Origin of the sequence: Bradyrhizobium sp. CB1015 (genome assembly GCF_025200925.1) — a bacterium.
In the GTDB taxonomy this organism is placed as follows: domain Bacteria; phylum Pseudomonadota; class Alphaproteobacteria; order Rhizobiales; family Xanthobacteraceae; genus Bradyrhizobium.
Genome location: NZ_CP104174.1, coordinates 8,342,657 through 8,358,852 on the forward strand (window position 1 = coordinate 8,342,657; position 16,196 = coordinate 8,358,852).

Here is a 16,196-nt window from a genome sequence, read left to right on the forward strand (position 1 = left end):
CGCAGCGGAATATGAGACGGGGTGGGGTGACAGTCTCTCGACGGACACGGTGCCCGAGTGGAGAGATCGCCCCACCCCGCTCGCGCTACGCGCGATCGACCCTCCCCTCCAGGGGAGGGTAAGAGAGTCACATCCGCTGCATCGACACCGAAACTCTCGGGCCGTTCTTGATGGTCTGGTAGACCACGCAATAGCGCTCGGTGAGCTTGAGCAGCAGATCGAGCTTGTCCTGCGCTGCGTCGGTGTCGACCTCGAAGCGCAGGCGGATCTCGGCGAAGCCGACGGGCGTCTCCTTGTCGACGCCGAGCGTGCCGCGGAAATCGAGATCGCCCTCGGCGTAGACATTGCCGGTCTTGAGCGGCACCTCGATGGCGGTCGCGACCGATTTCAGCGTGACGCCGGCACAGGCGACCAGGGCTTCCAGCAGCATGTCGCCGGAGCAGAGCTCGAGGCCGGAGCCGCCGGTGGCGGGGTGGAGGCCAGCCGTTGCGATGGCGCGGCCGGTCTCGACCTTGCAGGCGATGCCTTCGCTATCGGTGGAGCCTTTGGCCTTCAGCGTGATCAGCGCAGCCTTGGGATCGGTCTTGTAGCGCTCCTTGATCGGGGCCTGCATCTGGCGCAGCTCTGCGGCGTCCATCTTGTTCTCTCCCGGGGATATCGACGAGCGGTATAGGGGGCGATTGGTTGGGTGTCAGCCCATGATTGGTGGAAGCAGTCATGAGCAGCCGGGATCCATGAGAAAAATCTGTGCATATTCATGACGTTACTCCAGGCGCCGAGACCAGGACCGGAGCCGGTTCATCTGCGTGGCCAACTCGCCGGTCGTCCCCTTGCGAATGTCTCGTGACAGCGCCTGTCACCTCTTATATCCGGTGAGACATGGACAGCGTCGCGACTGAGCACAAGGCCGAGGTGGATGATCGCTTCGATACCGCGCGGATCACCGCCGCGGTCGATGCGCTCGCCGAGAAGCACGAGGGGCGCGAGGACGCGTTCCGCACGGCGATGGCGCAATTGCTCAAGGCCGAGCTGATCGCCGCGCGCGCCGCCGCCCAGGCGATCCTTCTGAAGGACCGCCACGGCCGCCGCTGCGCCGAGCGGCTGTGCCACGTGCAGGACGAGATCATCCGCATCCTGTATTCGGCCGCGACGCGCCATCTCTACCGCTCGCCGATCCCGAGCGGCGCCGAGCGCATGGCGGTGGTGGCGACCGGCGGCTACGGCCGCGGCCTGATGGCGCCGGAATCGGACATCGATCTGCTCTTCATCCTGCCCTACAAGCAGACCGCGTGGGGCGAGCAGGTCGCCGAAGCCATCCTCTATTGCCTCTGGGACATGGGGCTGAAGGTCGGTCACGCCACGCGATCGGTCGACGAATCGATCCGGCAGGCGCGCGGCGACATGACGATCCGCACCGCGATCCTGGAGACGCGGTTCCTCACCGGCGACAAGCCGCTCTATGACGAGCTGGTCGAGCGTTTCGACAAGGAAGTGGTGCAGGGCACCGCGTCCGAATTCGTCACCGCAAAGCTCGCCGAGCGCGAGGAGCGCCACCGCCGCGGCGGCCAGTCGCGCTATCTGGTCGAGCCCAACGTCAAGGACGGCAAGGGTGCCTTGCGCGACCTGCACACGCTGTTCTGGATCGCCAAATACGTCTATCGCGTGCGCGACACCCACGAGCTGGTCGGGCGCGGCGTGTTCGACGCGCAGGAATATCGCACCTTCCGCCGCTGCGCCGACTTCCTCTGGTCGGTGCGCTGCAATCTGCACTTCTACTCTGGCCGCGCCGAGGAGCGCCTGTCCTTCGATCTCCAGCGCGAGATCGCGATCCGTCTCGGCTACACCTCGCATCCCGGCATGCAGGACGTCGAGCGCTTCATGAAGCACTACTTCCTGGTCGCCAAGGAAGTCGGCAACCTCACCGCCATCCTCTGCGCCAAGCTCGAGGACCAGCAGGCCAAGCCCGCACCGGTGCTGAGCCGGATGATGGCGCGGCTGCGACCCAGCGCGGTGAAGCGGCGCGTGCCCGACAGCGACGACTTCATCGTCGACAACAACCGCATCAACGTGGCCGCGCCCGACGTGTTCAAGCACGACCCGGTCAATCTGATCCGCATCTTCCGCCTCGCGCAGAAAAACAACCTCGCCTTCCACCCGGACGCGATGCGCGACGTGACGCGCTCGCTCGGCCTGATCAACGCAGGCTTGCGCGAAAATCCCGAGGCCAACCGGCTGTTCATGGAGATCCTGACCTCCGACAATGCCGAGATCGTGCTGCGGCGGATGAACGAGACCGGCGTGCTCGGCCACTTCATCCGCGCCTTCGGCAAGATCGTCTCGATGATGCAGTTCAACATGTATCATCATTACACTGTCGACGAGCACCTGATCCGCTGCATCGGCTTCTTGCAGGACATCGAGCGCGGCGGCATCGAGGAGTTCGCGCTGGCGAGCGATCTGTTCCGCAAGATCCGACCCGAGCACCGCGCGGTGATCTACATCGCGACGCTGCTGCATGACGTCGCCAAGGGCCGTCCCGAGGACCATTCCATCGCCGGCGCCAAGGTGGCGCGACGGCTGTGCCCGCGGCTCGGCTTCAGCCCGGCCGACACCGAGCTCGTGGCCTGGCTGATCGAGGAGCATCTGACGATGTCCACGGTCGCGCAGTCGCGCGACCTCTCCGATCGCAAGACCATCGAGAATTTCGCTGCCGTGGTGCAGTCGGTCGAGCAGATGAAGCTCCTGACCATCCTGACCACCGCCGACATCCGCGGCGTCGGCCCGGGCGTGTGGAACGGCTGGAAGGCGCAGCTGTTGCGCTCGCTGTACTACGAGACCGAGCCGGTGCTGACCGGCGGCTTCTCGGAAGTCGATCGCGGCAAGCGCCTTGCAGCTGCGCACGCCGAATTTCGCATGGCCTTCGCCGAATGGCCGAAGGACGAGCTCGATGCCTATATCGGCCGGCACTATCCGGCCTATTGGCTCAAGGTCGAGCTGCCGCGCAAGATCCGGCACGCCCGCTTCGTCCGCTCCAGCGAGCAGGCCGGCCACAAGCTCGCGATCAATGTCGGTTTCGACGAGGTGCGCGGCGTCACCGAGCTGACGATCTTCGCCGCCGACCATCCCTGGCTGCTGTCGATCATTGCCGGTGCCTGCGCTTCGGCCGGCGCCAACATCGTCGACGCCCAGATCTACACCACGACCGACGGCCGCGCGCTCGACACGATCTCGATCTCGCGCGAATACGACCGCGACGAGGACGAGGGACGGCGCGCCACGCGCATCGGCGAGATGATCGAGGACGTGCTGGAGGGCAAGCTGCGCCTGCCCGAAGTGGTGGCGCGGCGCACCGTGCGCAGCAAGGCGAAGCCGTTCGTGATCGAGCCGGAGGTGACCATCAACAATCAATGGTCCGATCGCTACACCGTGATCGAGGTCTCCGGGCTCGACCGGCCCGGCCTGCTCTACGAGCTGACCACCGCGATCTCGAAGCTCAATCTCAACATCGCCTCGGCCCATGTCGCGACCTTCGGCGAGCGCGCCCGCGACGTGTTCTACGTCACCGACCTCCTGGGCGCGCAGATCAATGCGCCGACGCGCCAGGCCGCGATCAAGAGCGCGCTGACCCATGTGATGGCCGGCGACAAGGCGGTGCAGCCGGCGGCGTGAACAGGCAGAAAGTCCCGCGCAAAACATCTTCTCTCGTCATTCCGGGATGGCCCGAAGGGCCAGGCCCGGAATCCATAACCACAGCCGGTGGATATGGATTCTCAGGTGCGCAAGTGCGCACCATAGCTCGCGCTATGCGCGCCCCGGAATGACGGATTGAGAGACCTAAACCTCCAACGCCCTCGTGCCGCAGCAGCCAGCGCTTGCGCGCGAGGCCGCCGCCATATTTCACCAGCGAGCCGTCCGCACCGATCAGGCGGTGACAGGGCAGCACCACGCTGATTGGGTTGGAGCCGTTGGCGTGGCCGACGGCGCGAATCGCTTTGGGCATGCCGATGGTTGCGGCGAGCGCGCCGTAGCTCAGCGTGGTGCCGGCTGGGATTTGCGCGAGCGCGGTCCAGACCTTCTGCTGGAACGGCGTTCCGGCGGTGCGCCTCGCGATGCCGGAGAGCCGGCCGAGCTCGCCTTCGAAATAGCCCGACAGCGCGGTGCGCATCTCTGCCGGCGCCGGCCGATCGCTGAGATCGACCGTCCCGTAATGCAGGCGCAACAGCGCGCGCATCCGATGCTCGTAATCATGCCAGTCGAGTGCCCGCAGATTGCCCTCGGAATCGGTGACCAGCAGCGCGATCCCGATCGGCGTCGCCAGGCGATCGAGGCCGAAGCGTTCAGGAACCTTGGTTGATCGGATGGGCATGCGGCACCAGGGGAGCGAAACACATCGATCGCACTTGCCATGGCGGCCGTGCTAACGTCCACCCGAAAGCTGATGCTTTGGGGGAGCTCACCTTGATCCTGATCGCCAATATCCTGGTGGCGCTGGTCGCCGCGCTGCACGTCTTCTTCCTGGCGCTAGAAATGCTTCTCTGGGACAGACCGCTGGGCCTGAAGGTGTTTCGGAACTCGCCCGAGAAGGCCGCGATCACCAAGGTGCTGGCCGCCAATCAAGGGCTCTACAACGGCTTCCTTGCTGCCGGCCTGGTCTGGGGCCTCGTCCACGGCAACCCGGCCTTCGCGTTCCAGATCAAGGTGTTCTTCCTGCTCTGCGTGATCGTGGCCGGCGCCTATGGCGCGGCGACCGTCAGCACGCGGATCCTGATCGTGCAGGCGCTGCCGGCGGCAATCGCGCTGATTGCAATGTTTCTCGCCTGAGACGCTACGGCACAGCGCCGCGATCCTTGCGCTGCGACGAACCTTCCTCCACAATCTTCGGCAGCGATGGCGACCGTTGCAATCAACGGAGAAAGACCATCGGCCTAAAATTCCGTCAGGAGGAACGAACCAACATGAACAATCGCAGAGCCTTCATAGCGGCCACGGCGGCGTTCGCCGTCGCGGTCTCGACCAGCCAGGCCCTCGCCCAGAAGAAATACGACACCGGCGCAAGCGACACCGAGATCAAGATCGGCCAGACCGTGCCGTTCTCCGGCGCCTATTCCGTCTACGCCAATATCGGCAAGACCCAGGCCGCGTATTTCAAGATGATCAACGATCAGGGCGGCATCAACGGCCGCAAGATCAACCTGATCCAATATGACGACGCCTATTCGCCGCCGAAGACCGTGGAGCAGGTGCGCAAGCTCGTCGAAGGCGACGAAGTGCTCTTCACGTTCCAGCTGATCGGCACAGCCGCGAACGCCGCCGTGCAGAAGTACCTCAACGGCAAGAAGGTGCCGCAGTTGCTCGCTTCGACCGGCGCGGCTCGCTTCAACGATCCCCAGAACTATCCCTGGACCATCGCCTACAATCCCAACTACGTGTCCGAGGGACGCATCTACGCAAAATACATTCTCAAGGAGCATCCGAACGCCAAGATCGGCGTGCTCTACCAGAACGACGACATGGGCCGCGACTATCTGGCCGGTCTGAAGAGCGGTCTCGGCAACAAGGCCGCCAGCATGATCGTCGGCGAGGTCTCCTACGAGGTGACCGACCCCACAGTGGATTCGCAGGTCGTGAAGCTGAAGTCGATGGGTGTCGACGTGTTCTTCGATGCCTCGACGCCGAAGTTTGCGGCACAGGCGATCAAGAAGCTCGCCGACCTCGGCTGGACGCCGGTGCACATCCTCGACATCAATGCGAGCCCGATCTCGGCAACGCTGAAGCCGGCCGGCCTCGAGATCTCCAAGGGCATCATCTCGACGCAATATGGCAAGGAGCCCGGCGATCCGCAGTGGAAGGACGATCCCGGCGTGAAGGCCTTCTTCGCCTTCATGGACAAGTATTTCCCGGAAGGCGACAAGCTCAACACCGTCAACACCTACGCCTATTCGGTCGCCGAGCTGTTGGTGCAGGTCTTGAAGCAATGCGGCGACGATCTGACGCGTGAGAACATCATGAGGCAGGTCGCCAACATCAAGGACTTCACTCCGAGCTTCGCCCTGCCCGGCATCAAGATCAACACCGGACCGAACGACTACCGCGTCAACAAGCAGATGCAGATGATGAAGTTCAACGGCGAGCGCTGGGAGCTGTTCGGACCGATCATCGAGGACACCGGCCCGTCGGGCTAGCAGTTGTTAGAATTCCGCGACACGATCGGCCTGCAGGCCGCCTTTTTTGGCTCGGTCCACCACCGTCACCCTGAGGCGGCCGCTTCTTCAGCGGCCCTCGAAGGGCGACGGCTCGGCTGACCGCACACGCAGAAGCGTTGGGGCCGTGCATCCTTCGAGGCTCCCGGCAGGATGCTTTGCATCGCGCCTCTCGCACCTCCAGCGACAACGGCTTCGCCGTTGCGCGGGGATGACGGGGAGAGCTTGTCGCTCGGGGCGGCGCCTAGGTCGGTATCTCTCCAAAGTTCTTCCCGACCGGCAGCACGGCGTGGCGGATCAGCCGCGAATCCTCGACCGCGGCCTGGCGGTGCTTCACCGCCTCGCGATAGACGGGATCGCGGATCATCTCGACGAAGGCGGCAACGCTCGGATATTCGGCGATGAAGCAATGGTCCCAGCGTTCCTCCTGCGGGCCGATCAGCATCAGCTCGAATCTGCCCTGCCAGACGATGCGGCCGCCGAGACGCTCGAACACCGGGCCGCTTTCGCGGCCATAGGCCGCATAGGCCTCTGCGCCGCTGGCCTTGCGGCCGTCCGGATAGGCCGCCTCTTTGCGCAGGCGGACCAGGTTGAGCATGTGGATCGGGCCGGGGCGATCGTTCTCCCGGAATTGCGCGAAGATCTCCTTGGTCGGATCGATATGGCCCATGGCGCTCCCTCTTTTCATTGATAGGCGATCCTAGCCTTGCGGCCCCAGAAGCGGAACTGCGGCCGGCGAATGCCGCATCTCCTAATCGCGCGTTAACGCCGGGGTAACCCGGCCTTAAACAGCGACCGCTAGCGTCTCGGCGGGGCGAGCTGACCGGGCGTTTGGCGTATGGCGTGGGGAAAGAAAAAGGGTACGCGGAAGGAGCCGCTGTTCGGCTTGCCCGCGGCGCTCGCCGATCTGCGCCTCACCCCGGCGGACCGCGTTCCCGGCGGCGACGACAAGCCGAAGAAATCTGCCAAACCATCCGCCAAGCGCAAGAGCGAGGATGCCGGCGACGAGCCGCCGCGCGAGCGCAAAGCACCGGCCGGCCGCAGCGGCGCCAAGCGGCGGTCGAAGTCGCGCTTCGGTGCGGGCCTTGGCCGCCTGGTCTATTGGGGCGCGGTGCTGAGCCTGTGGGGCGTCATCGCCGTGATCGGCGTCGTGATCTATGTCGGCGCGCATCTGCCGCCGATCCAGTCGCTGGAAATCCCCAAGCGCCCGCCGACGATCCAGATCGTCGGCATCGACGGCAGCATGCTGGCGCAGCGCGGCGAGATGGCCGGCGCCAATGTCGCGCTGAAGGATCTGCCGCCGTACTTGCCGAAGGCCTTCATCGCCATCGAGGACCGCCGCTTCTATTCGCATTTCGGCATCGACCCGGTCGGCATCCTGCGCGCGCTCGTCACCAACGTGCTTCATCGCGGTGTGTCGCAGGGCGGCTCGACCTTGACGCAGCAGCTCGCCAAAAACCTGTTCCTGACCCAGGAGCGCACCATGCAGCGCAAGCTGCAGGAGGTGGAGCTGGCGATCTGGCTGGAGCGCAAGCATTCCAAGGACGAGATCCTGGAGCTTTATCTCAACCGCGTCTATTTCGGCTCCGGCGCCTACGGCGTCGAGGCGGCGGCGCAGAAATATTTCGGCAAGTCGGCGAAGACCGTGACGGTCGCGGAAGCCGCGATGCTGGCCGGCCTCGTCAAGTCGCCGTCCCGCCTTGCGCCGAACCGCAACCCCGAAGGCGCCGAAGCGCGGGCGCAGATCGTGCTCGCGGCGATGGCGGATGCGAAGTTCATCACCGACGCGCAGGCGAAGGCCTCGATCGGCCATCCCTCCTACAACGTGAAGCCGGCCGGCGCCGGCACGGTGAATTACGTCGCCGACTGGATCGGCGAGGTGCTGGATGATCTGGTTGGCCAGATCGACGAGAGCATCAAGGTCGAGACCACGATCGATCCGAAGCTGCAGAGCGTGGCGGAAGCCGCCATCATCGACGAGCTCGCGGCCAAGAGCGTGAAGTTCAACGTCAGCCAGGGCGCGCTGGTGGCCATGACGCCCGACGGCGCGGTGCGGGCCATGGTGGGCGGGCGGAACTATTCCGAAAGCCAGTACAACCGCGCGGTCACCGCCAGGCGCCAGCCGGGCTCCTCGTTCAAGCCGTTCGTGTACCTCACCGCGCTCGAGCAGGGGCTGACGCCCGACACCATGCGCCAGGACGCGCCGATCGAGGTCAAGGGCTGGAAGCCCGAGAACTACACCCATGAATATTTCGGTGCGGTGACGCTGACGCAGGCGCTGGCGATGTCGCTCAACACGGTCGCCATCCGCCTCGGCCTCGAGGTCGGGCCGAAGAACGTGGTGCGCACCGCGCACCGGCTCGGCATCTCCTCCAAGCTCGAGCCCAACGCCTCGATCGCGCTCGGCACCTCCGAAGTCTCGGTGATCGAGCTGGTCGGCGCCTATGCGCCGTTCGCCAATGGCGGCCTCGCAGTGGCGCCGCATGTCGTCACGCGGATCAGGACGGTCAGCGGCAAGCTGCTCTACATGCGCCAGCCGGAGGAGCGCAATCAGGTGATCGACCCCCGCTATGTCGGCATGATGAACGCGATGATGCGGGAGACGCTGATATCGGGCACCGCCAAGAAGGCGGAGATCCCGGGCTGGCCGGCGGCCGGCAAGACCGGCACCAGCCAGGACTATCGCGACGCCTGGTTCATCGGCTACACCGCCAATCTCGTCACCGGCGTCTGGCTCGGCAATGACGACAACTCGCCGACCAGGAAGGCCACCGGCGGCGGCCTGCCGGTGGAAGTGTGGTCGCGCTTCATGCGCACCGCGCACGAGGGCGTGCCGGTGGCAGCCTTGCCGAGCTCTCCTAGCGGCTGGGGCCTGTCGAACCTCGCGCAGGCGGCCTCGCAGGTGTCGCCGCCGACGCCCGCGGCTCCGCCACAAGCGAACGCCGGCGGCTATCGCCCGCCGCCTCCGACGCGCGCCAATGTGCGCCCCGAAGCAGCCGCCGGGCTCGATGGCTGGCTGATGGACCGGCTGTTCGGTGGGAATCGGTAGGTCTTGCTGAGGGGCCTCAAAACAAAACTGCGAAAACAACCCCATGCACAGTAGAAAGCGACGTCCGGCGTGACGCGGGGTGGATCACGCGAAGCATTTGATACGCCGGGATGAATCGGGCATGCGCCGCGATCGCTGCGAAGTGTGGCGAGAATCGAGCGAGGTGCGGTGACGTCTCCCCACTCTCCGCCGTCATTCCCCGCGCAGGCGGGGAATCCAGTACGCCGAGACACCGAGATTCATAACGGCTGCCGCGGCGTACTGGATCGCCCGCCCCAGTGCGCAAGTGCGCACAAGGCGGGCGATGACAGTGTTTGCTGGGTTGGCAGCATAGGCCCAGTCGGCAGCGTCGGCCTAATCCTCGACGCCATACCGGTGCAGATCGTTGCCGTACGTGTCGAGCCACTTCTTGGCGCGCTCCATCGACGGGCAGACCTTGCCGCAGACGCGCCAGAAGCGGGCGGAGTGGTTCATCTCGACGAGATGGGCGACCTCGTGCGCGGCGAGGTAGTCGAGCACGAAGGGCGGGGCGAGGATCAGGCGCCAGGAGAACGACAGCGAGCCGGCCGAGGTGCAGGAGCCCCAGCGGCTGGACTGATCGCGGATCGAGAGCCGCTTGACCCTGACGCCGAGCTCGGCAGCGTAGGCTTCCGCCGAGCGCTGCAGGTCGCGGCGCGCCTCGCGCTTGAGGAAGTCATGCACACGACGGTCGGCATGTTCGACCCCACCGGCGACGCAGAGAATGCGTTCACCGCTGTCGCGCACCTCGGTCCACACCGTGCCGCGCTGGCCGGCGCGATGAACGATGCGATGCGGCGTGCCGCGCAGCGGTATCACCGTGCCCGGCTGGAACGGCGCGGCCTTCGGCAAGCGGCCGAGACGCGCGGCGATCCACGCACCGTGACGCTGTGCGAAGTCTTTTGCTTCGGCCAGCGTGCCGCGCGGCGGCATGGTGAGGATGGCTTCGCGGTCGCTCGGATGAATTCTGAGCGTGTAGCGACGCGCGCGGCGGTGCCGGCGCAGCCGAATCGCAAAAAATTGCGATCCGTGGGTGATGACGAGGGTCTTTGGTTCGTGGGGCCGCCGATAGAGGAGTGCGCGAGTGGCCATGTCTGTGAGTCCGGGGAGCAGGAGTTCGCCCGGATTCTGCCATAACCGCCGCCAGGGAAAGCGCTCGGCGCAAAAACAAATCATTTGCCCAATATACAGCGGTCAGGCGTCCGGGAGACCCTACAGACTGGGGTTGGAACCGGCTTTTTTCGCCCCCGCTGGACGCATGCGACACCCCCAAGGGGTGAGGGTAGACTCACTCCTATAAAGCTACCTAAATACCGCGAATCTGACGGGAACTTGCCCCTGCCGGAGGCCTTGGCAGGGGCCGAAATTTCGACGGGAAAGCCGAAATTCAGGGTTATTCAGCCGCAAGCGCCCGCAACGAGGCAGGATTCGCCGCCGAAACCATGAAGTCGTGAATCCGCGGCATGATCTCCGACTTGAAACGCGATCCGTTGAACACGCCGTAATGTCCGACGCCCTTCTGGACGTAATGAACGCGGCGATGATCGGGAATCGAGCTGCACAATGTGTGCGTCGCTTCGGTCTGACCGAGGCCGGAGATGTCGTCGTTCTCGCCTTCGACCGTCATCAGCGCGACGCGCTTGACCTTGGAAGGATCGACGCGGGTTCCGCGATGGGTCATCTCGCCCTTCGGCAGCGAGTGCTTCACGAACACGGTGTCGACAGTCTGCAGGTAATACTCGGCCGGCAGATCCATCACCGCGAGATATTCGTCGTAGAAATCGCGATGCTTGTCGACGAGGTCGCCGTCGCCCTTCACCAGATGGGCAAACAGCTGCTTGTGGGCATCCATGTGCCGGTCGAGATTCATGCTGATGAAGCCGTTGAGCTGCAAGAATCCCGGATAGACGTCGCGCATCATGCCCGGATGCGGAAACGGCACCTTGGTGATGACGTGGTTGCGGAACCAGTCGATGCCGCGCTCCTGAGCGAGATTGTTCACCCCAGTCGGGTTGCGCCGGGTGTCGATCGGGCCGCCCATCAGCGTCATCGAGGTCGGCACGAACGGATCGCGCCGCGCTTCCATGATCGAGACGGCCGCGACGACGGGCACGGAGGGCTGGCACACCGCCATCACGTGGGTGTTGCCGCCGAGCACATGCAGCATCTCGATGACATAGTCGATGTAGTCGTCGAGATCGAAGCGGCCTTCGCTCAAGGGCACCATGCGGGCGTCGGCCCAATCGGTGATGTAGACCTCATGCGCCGGCAGGAAGGCTTCGACCGTGCCGCGCAGCAGCGTCGCATAATGCCCCGACATCGGAGCCACGATCAGCACGCGCGGCTGCGGGCTGCGCAGCGGACGGGCGAACTTGCGATCGAAGTAGAGCAGCTTGCAGAACGGCTTTTCCCAGACCGAGCGGATCTCGACGGGGACGCGGATGCCGTTGACCTCGGTGTCGTTGAGGCCCCATTCCGGCTTGCCGTAGCGGCGCGTGGTGCGTTCGAACAATTCGCAGGCCGCGGCAACCGACTTGCCGACCTCGGTGCGCGACCAGGGATTGAGGGGATTCTGAAACAGCAGCTTGGTCGCGTCGGTGACCGCACGAGCCGGATTGAGAGAGGCGTGCGCCATCTCGTACATCCAGTACATCGGCGTCGTCAGGACCGGACTGCCTTCTGCCGCCAGGGGCGGCGCGCCGCCAAACTCACCAATAGGCATATTATAATCCTCTTCGCATCGCAGCATACTGCCGAATGCGCAATATTGCGTCAATCCATGGTTCCGTACATCTACGTGCCCGGAACGGCCAAATCAGCATGAATCCACGGGAAAGTGACGTTATTCACCGCCGGACAGCAGCGAGCCGTGCCGCTTTGCGCTGCGCAAAAGGGCAAGGAATGCCCCAAAAGATGCAACCAAAAGGACGGCATTGATGAACAACGCCTCCAGCATCAGATCGGTCCTAAAGGTCTGCTCGATCAGGAGCGCGCGCATTCCCTCGAAGGCATAGGTCGGCGGCAATGCCCAGGCGACGTATTGCAGCCAGACCGGCAACACGCTGACGGGATAGTAGACGCAGGCGAGCGGCAGGATCGCGAACATCAATGTCCAGACGATGCTCTCGGCGCCGAGGCCGTTACGCAGCACGAGGCCCGAGACGAAGATGCCGACCGACCAGCTCGTGAAGATCAGATTGCAGAAGAACGCGATCAGCGGCAGGCCTAGCGCGTAGACATTGAAGTGAAACAGGAACAGCGCCAGCAGCGTCATCGGAATGATCCCGATCGCAAGCCGGATCAGGCTCATGACCATCAGCGACAGCAGGAACTCGATCGGCCTCAAGGGGCTCATCATGAGATTGCCGATGTTGCGCGCCCACATCTCCTCCAGGAAGGAGATGGAGAAGCCGAGCTGGCCGCGAAACAGGATGTCCCAGAGGATGACGGCGCCGATCAGCGTGCCGCCGGCGCGCGCGAAGAAGTTGGCGTTTTCGGCGATGTAGAGCTGGAGAAAGCCCCAGGTGATGACCTGCAGCGCCGGCCAATAGAGCAGCTCGAGCAGCCGCGGCCAGGACGATAGCAGCAAATACCAATAGCGCAGGATCATCGCGCCGATGCGATGCACGGCGATGCCGCGGTGGAGGGAGACGTCGGTCATGGCGCGCTCCCGTAGCCCGCACAACGTCTCGTCATTCCGGGGCGCGCGGAGCGCGAGCCCGGAATCCATAACCACAGGCCACTGTTGTGGGGCGAGACGGGTAACTCCGAGTCTTCGCCAAACTCAATCCTGTGGTTATGGATCCCGGGCTCGCGACTACGTCGCGCCCCGGGGTGACAGGCTCCATCCGGGGCCGCTGCATGCGGATAGATTGCTCCCGGATTGCGCTGCGCTCCATCCGGGCTACGGCTCCCCCTCACCGCACCGCCTCCTTCGCCCCATTTGCGCGGCCGCGGGCGACGTCCAGAAACACCTCCTCCAGCGTGGTGCGGTTGTAGCGGGCCATGATCGCCTCGGGCGTATCGTCGTCCTCGATGCGGCCGCGCTTCATGATGATGATCCGGTCGCAGAGCCGCTCGACCTCGAGCATGTTGTGCGAGGCCAGCAGAATGGTGGCGTTGTTGTCCCGGCGGTACCGCTCCAGATGCGCCCGCACCCAATCGGCGGTATCGGGGTCGAGGGAGGCGGTCGGCTCGTCCAGCAAGAGCAGCTCGGGCTGGTTGATCAGCGCCTTCGCCAGCGCAACGCGGGTCTTCTGTCCGGCAGAGAGCTTGCCGTTGGCGCGGTCGATGAAATCGCCGAGGTCGAGATCGGCGGCGAGCCTGGCAATGCGGTCGGCGAGGTCCTTCACGGCATAGAGCTTGCCGAACACGGTGAGGTTCTGCCGCACGGTGAGCCGCATCGGCATGTCGACATAGGGGCTCTCGAAATTCATCCGCCCCAGCACCGACGCGCTCTCGTCAGGCATCTCATGACCGAGCACCTGCACGCGGCCGGAGGTCGGCAGCACCAGGCCCATGATCATCGCGATGGTCGTGGTCTTGCCGGCGCCATTGCCGCCGAGAAGCCCCGTGATGCTGCCGCGCGGCAGCGAAAAGGAGATGTCGTCGACGGCGCGGGTCTGCTTGTAGACCTTGACGAGGTGATCGACAGCAATTGCCGCGGACGGATTTCGATCCGCGACAGTCGGCCGACTTGAAGCCTTGTCATTCTCGGTCATGCTGGCCGTTCTTCTGCTATTGCATCGGCGAGCGCAAGGCTTGATGTAAGGGCTCCTCATCGGGCGGTTCCGTCAGCCCAGCGTTCGTGACCTTGGAAGGCGCCGCCACATTGGCCGATATGACCGAAATTGCCGATACCGACTTCCGCCACACGCAGCGGCATATCCGGCTGGACACGATCCTGCGGCTGCGCTGGCTCGCGGTGCTCGGACAGCTCGCCGCGATCTTCATCGTGGCCCAGGGACTGGAGTTCAACGTCGAGATCGTCCCCTGCGTCAGCATCATCGCCCTGTCGGCGGCGCTCAACCTCGCGCTCCAGACCGCGGCCAATCCGATGCAGCGGCTGAAGCCGATGCAGGCGGCCGGCCTGCTCGCGCTGAACATCGTCGAGCTGGCGGGCCTGTTGTTCTTCACCGGCGGGCTGCAGAACCCGTTCTCGTTCCTGTTCCTCGCGCCCGTGCTGATCTCGGCCACCGCGCTGCCGGCCCGTTTCACCTTCGGCCTCGGCCTGCTCGCGGTCGCCTGCGCCTCGGTGCTGTTCTTCTTCCATTTTCCGCTGCCGTGGGATTCCGACGATCCCCTGGTGCTGCCGCCGATCTATCTCGTCGGCGTCTGGCTCTCGATCGCGCTCGCGATCGGCGTCACCAGCCTCTACTCCTTCCAGGTGACGGAGGAAGCGCGCAAGCTCGCGGACGCGCTGGCCGCAACGGAGCTGGTGCTGACGCGCGAGCAGCATCTGACCCAGCTCGACGGCCTCGCTGCCGCGGCCGCGCACGAGCTCGGCACGCCGCTCGCGACGATCTTCCTGATCTCGCGCGAGCTGGAAAAGACGGTGAAGGACGCAAGCATCGCCGCCGACCTGAAGACCTTGCGCGAGCAGACCCAGCGCTGCCGCGACATCCTCAGCAAGATCACCCAGCTCTCCTCCACCGGCGCGCCGTTCGATCACATGAAGCTGTCGGAGCTGATCGAGGAGGTGGTGGCGCCGCACCGCGATTTCGGCGTCGAGATCAAGGTGCGGATCGCGGTGGCCGCGGCGGCCGAGCCGGTCGGCTCACGCAATCCCGCGATCCTCTACGGCATCGGCAACATCGTCGAGAACGCGGTCGATTTCGCCCGCACCACCGTCGAGGTGAATGCCTGGTGGAACAAGGACCATATCGAGCTCCTGATCTCCGACGACGGGCCGGGCATTCCGCCCGATATCCTCAACCGGATCGGCGAGCCGTATCTGTCGCGGCGCCGCAGCCAGGATGATGGCGGCGGCGAACGGCGCGGCCTCGGCCTCGGCGTGTTCATCGCGCGCACCCTGCTGGAGCGCACCGGCGCCAAGGTCTCGTTTACCAACCGGATCTTTCCGGACCACGGTGCGGTGGTTCAGATCACATGGCCGCGACAGCGTTTTGAGGCTATCGAGACGCTCGAAGAAACAATAGGATAGGCGCGACCTTGCGTCGCACAACGGGCCGGGTCGACCATTTGCCGCCTTGGCACCGCGCGATTGCGACGCCATATCTCAATGCGCTGGAGAGAGGACAACACCTTGAACGCCATTGCCGAACTGAACGAACAGACCGACCGCTCGCTTCTCATCGTGGAAGACGACAAGCCGTTTCTGGAGCGGCTGTCGCGCGCCATGGAAACACGGGGCTTTGCCGTGACGTCGTGCGATACCGTCTCGGACGGACTTGCGCAGATCGGCAAATCGGCGCCGGCCTTCGCGGTGGTGGATTTGCGGCTCGGCGACGGCAACGGCCTCGACGTGGTCTCGGCGCTGAAGAAGAAGCGCCCGGATGCGCGCGCCATCGTGCTGACCGGCTATGGCAACATCGCCACTGCGGTGACCGCGGTGAAGATGGGCGCGATCGATTATCTCTCCAAGCCCGCGGATGCCGACGATGTCGTCGCCGCGCTGCTGTCGACCAACACGGAGAAATCCGAGCTGCCGGCCAACCCGATGTCGGCCGACCGCGTCCGCTGGGAGCACATCCAGCGCATCTACGAAATGTGCAACCGCAACGTCTCGGAAACGGCGCGCCGGCTCAACATGCACCGGCGCACGCTGCAGCGGATCCTGGCCAAGCGCGCGCCAAGGTAATTTCACTCGACCATCTCTCACCGTCACCCTGAGGTGGCCGCCTCTTCGGCGGCCCTCGAAGGCCGACGGCCCGGCTGCATCCCGGCCGTACATCCTTCGAGGCTCCCCA

At 64.8% G+C, this 16,196-nt stretch carries 12 protein-coding genes and 1 pseudogene; 6 read left to right on the forward strand and 7 right to left on the reverse strand.

The genetic code is table 11. The features are described from left to right. Positions 1 to 127: 127 nt before the first annotated feature. On the reverse strand, positions 128 to 637 hold the full coding sequence (locus N2604_RS39055; protein WP_260373212.1) for an OsmC family protein: 510 nt from the start codon (positions 635 to 637) through the stop codon (positions 128 to 130). Between the two features lie 242 nt (positions 638 to 879). Here N2604_RS39055 and N2604_RS39060 point away from each other — a divergent pair, with 242 nt between their 5' ends. Continuing rightward, positions 880 to 3,669: a [protein-PII] uridylyltransferase gene (locus N2604_RS39060; RefSeq protein WP_260373213.1), complete on the forward strand. Its 2,790-nt coding sequence runs from the start codon at positions 880 to 882 to the stop codon at positions 3,667 to 3,669. A gap of 175 nt (positions 3,670 to 3,844) precedes the next feature. Here the strand turns inward: N2604_RS39060 and N2604_RS39065 are convergent. Continuing rightward, a pseudogene (locus N2604_RS39065) lies at positions 3,845 to 4,366 on the reverse strand (methylated-DNA--[protein]-cysteine S-methyltransferase); the annotation flags it as partial. A gap of 98 nt (positions 4,367 to 4,464) precedes the next feature. Here N2604_RS39065 and N2604_RS39070 point away from each other — a divergent pair. Next, positions 4,465 to 4,821 carry a DUF1304 domain-containing protein gene (locus N2604_RS39070; RefSeq protein ID WP_260376395.1) on the forward strand — a complete coding sequence of 119 codons (357 nt, stop codon included), beginning with the start codon at positions 4,465 to 4,467 and terminating at the stop codon, positions 4,819 to 4,821. Positions 4,822 to 4,955: 134 nt separating this feature from the next. Further along, on the forward strand, positions 4,956 to 6,182 hold the full coding sequence (locus N2604_RS39075; RefSeq protein WP_260373214.1) for an ABC transporter substrate-binding protein: 1,227 nt from the start codon (positions 4,956 to 4,958) through the stop codon (positions 6,180 to 6,182). A 262-nt stretch (positions 6,183 to 6,444) separates the two neighbouring features. Here N2604_RS39075 and N2604_RS39080 read toward each other — a convergent pair whose 3' ends face one another. Then, positions 6,445 to 6,870 carry a DUF1330 domain-containing protein gene (locus tag N2604_RS39080; protein ID WP_194390476.1) on the reverse strand — a complete coding sequence of 142 codons (426 nt, stop codon included), beginning with the start codon at positions 6,868 to 6,870 and terminating at the stop codon, positions 6,445 to 6,447. A 168-nt stretch (positions 6,871 to 7,038) separates the two neighbouring features. On the opposite strand from N2604_RS39080, the gene N2604_RS39085 reads away from it, so the two are divergent. After that, positions 7,039 to 9,249: a transglycosylase domain-containing protein gene (locus N2604_RS39085; RefSeq protein WP_260373215.1), complete on the forward strand. Its 2,211-nt coding sequence runs from the start codon at positions 7,039 to 7,041 to the stop codon at positions 9,247 to 9,249. 354 nt (positions 9,250 to 9,603) lie between these two features. Here N2604_RS39085 and N2604_RS39090 read toward each other — a convergent pair whose 3' ends face one another. The 4 genes from N2604_RS39090 to N2604_RS39105 form a co-directional block, all read right to left on the reverse strand. Beyond that, positions 9,604 to 10,443: a M48 family metallopeptidase gene (locus tag N2604_RS39090; protein WP_260373216.1), complete on the reverse strand. Its 840-nt coding sequence runs from the start codon at positions 10,441 to 10,443 to the stop codon at positions 9,604 to 9,606. A 217-nt stretch (positions 10,444 to 10,660) separates the two neighbouring features. Next, a complete protein-coding gene (locus N2604_RS39095; RefSeq protein WP_260373217.1) occupies positions 10,661 to 11,989 on the reverse strand; it encodes a polyhydroxyalkanoate depolymerase in 1,329 nt (442 codons plus the stop codon). 120 nt (positions 11,990 to 12,109) lie between these two features. Next, the gene (locus N2604_RS39100) at positions 12,110 to 12,928 is read right to left on the reverse strand and encodes an ABC transporter permease (RefSeq protein WP_260373218.1); all 819 of its coding nucleotides are present in this window, start codon (positions 12,926 to 12,928) and stop codon (positions 12,110 to 12,112) included. Between the two features lie 256 nt (positions 12,929 to 13,184). Continuing rightward, positions 13,185 to 13,988 carry an ABC transporter ATP-binding protein gene (locus N2604_RS39105; protein ID WP_260373219.1) on the reverse strand — a complete coding sequence of 268 codons (804 nt, stop codon included), beginning with the start codon at positions 13,986 to 13,988 and terminating at the stop codon, positions 13,185 to 13,187. 119 nt (positions 13,989 to 14,107) lie between these two features. Between N2604_RS39105 and N2604_RS39110 the strand changes: the two genes are divergently transcribed. After that, positions 14,108 to 15,430: an ActS/PrrB/RegB family redox-sensitive histidine kinase gene (locus N2604_RS39110; RefSeq protein ID WP_260376396.1), complete on the forward strand. Its 1,323-nt coding sequence runs from the start codon at positions 14,108 to 14,110 to the stop codon at positions 15,428 to 15,430. A 102-nt stretch (positions 15,431 to 15,532) separates the two neighbouring features. Next, positions 15,533 to 16,087 carry an ActR/PrrA/RegA family redox response regulator transcription factor gene (locus tag N2604_RS39115; RefSeq protein ID WP_271505019.1) on the forward strand — a complete coding sequence of 185 codons (555 nt, stop codon included), beginning with the start codon at positions 15,533 to 15,535 and terminating at the stop codon, positions 16,085 to 16,087. Positions 16,088 to 16,196: the final 109 nt, after the last annotated feature.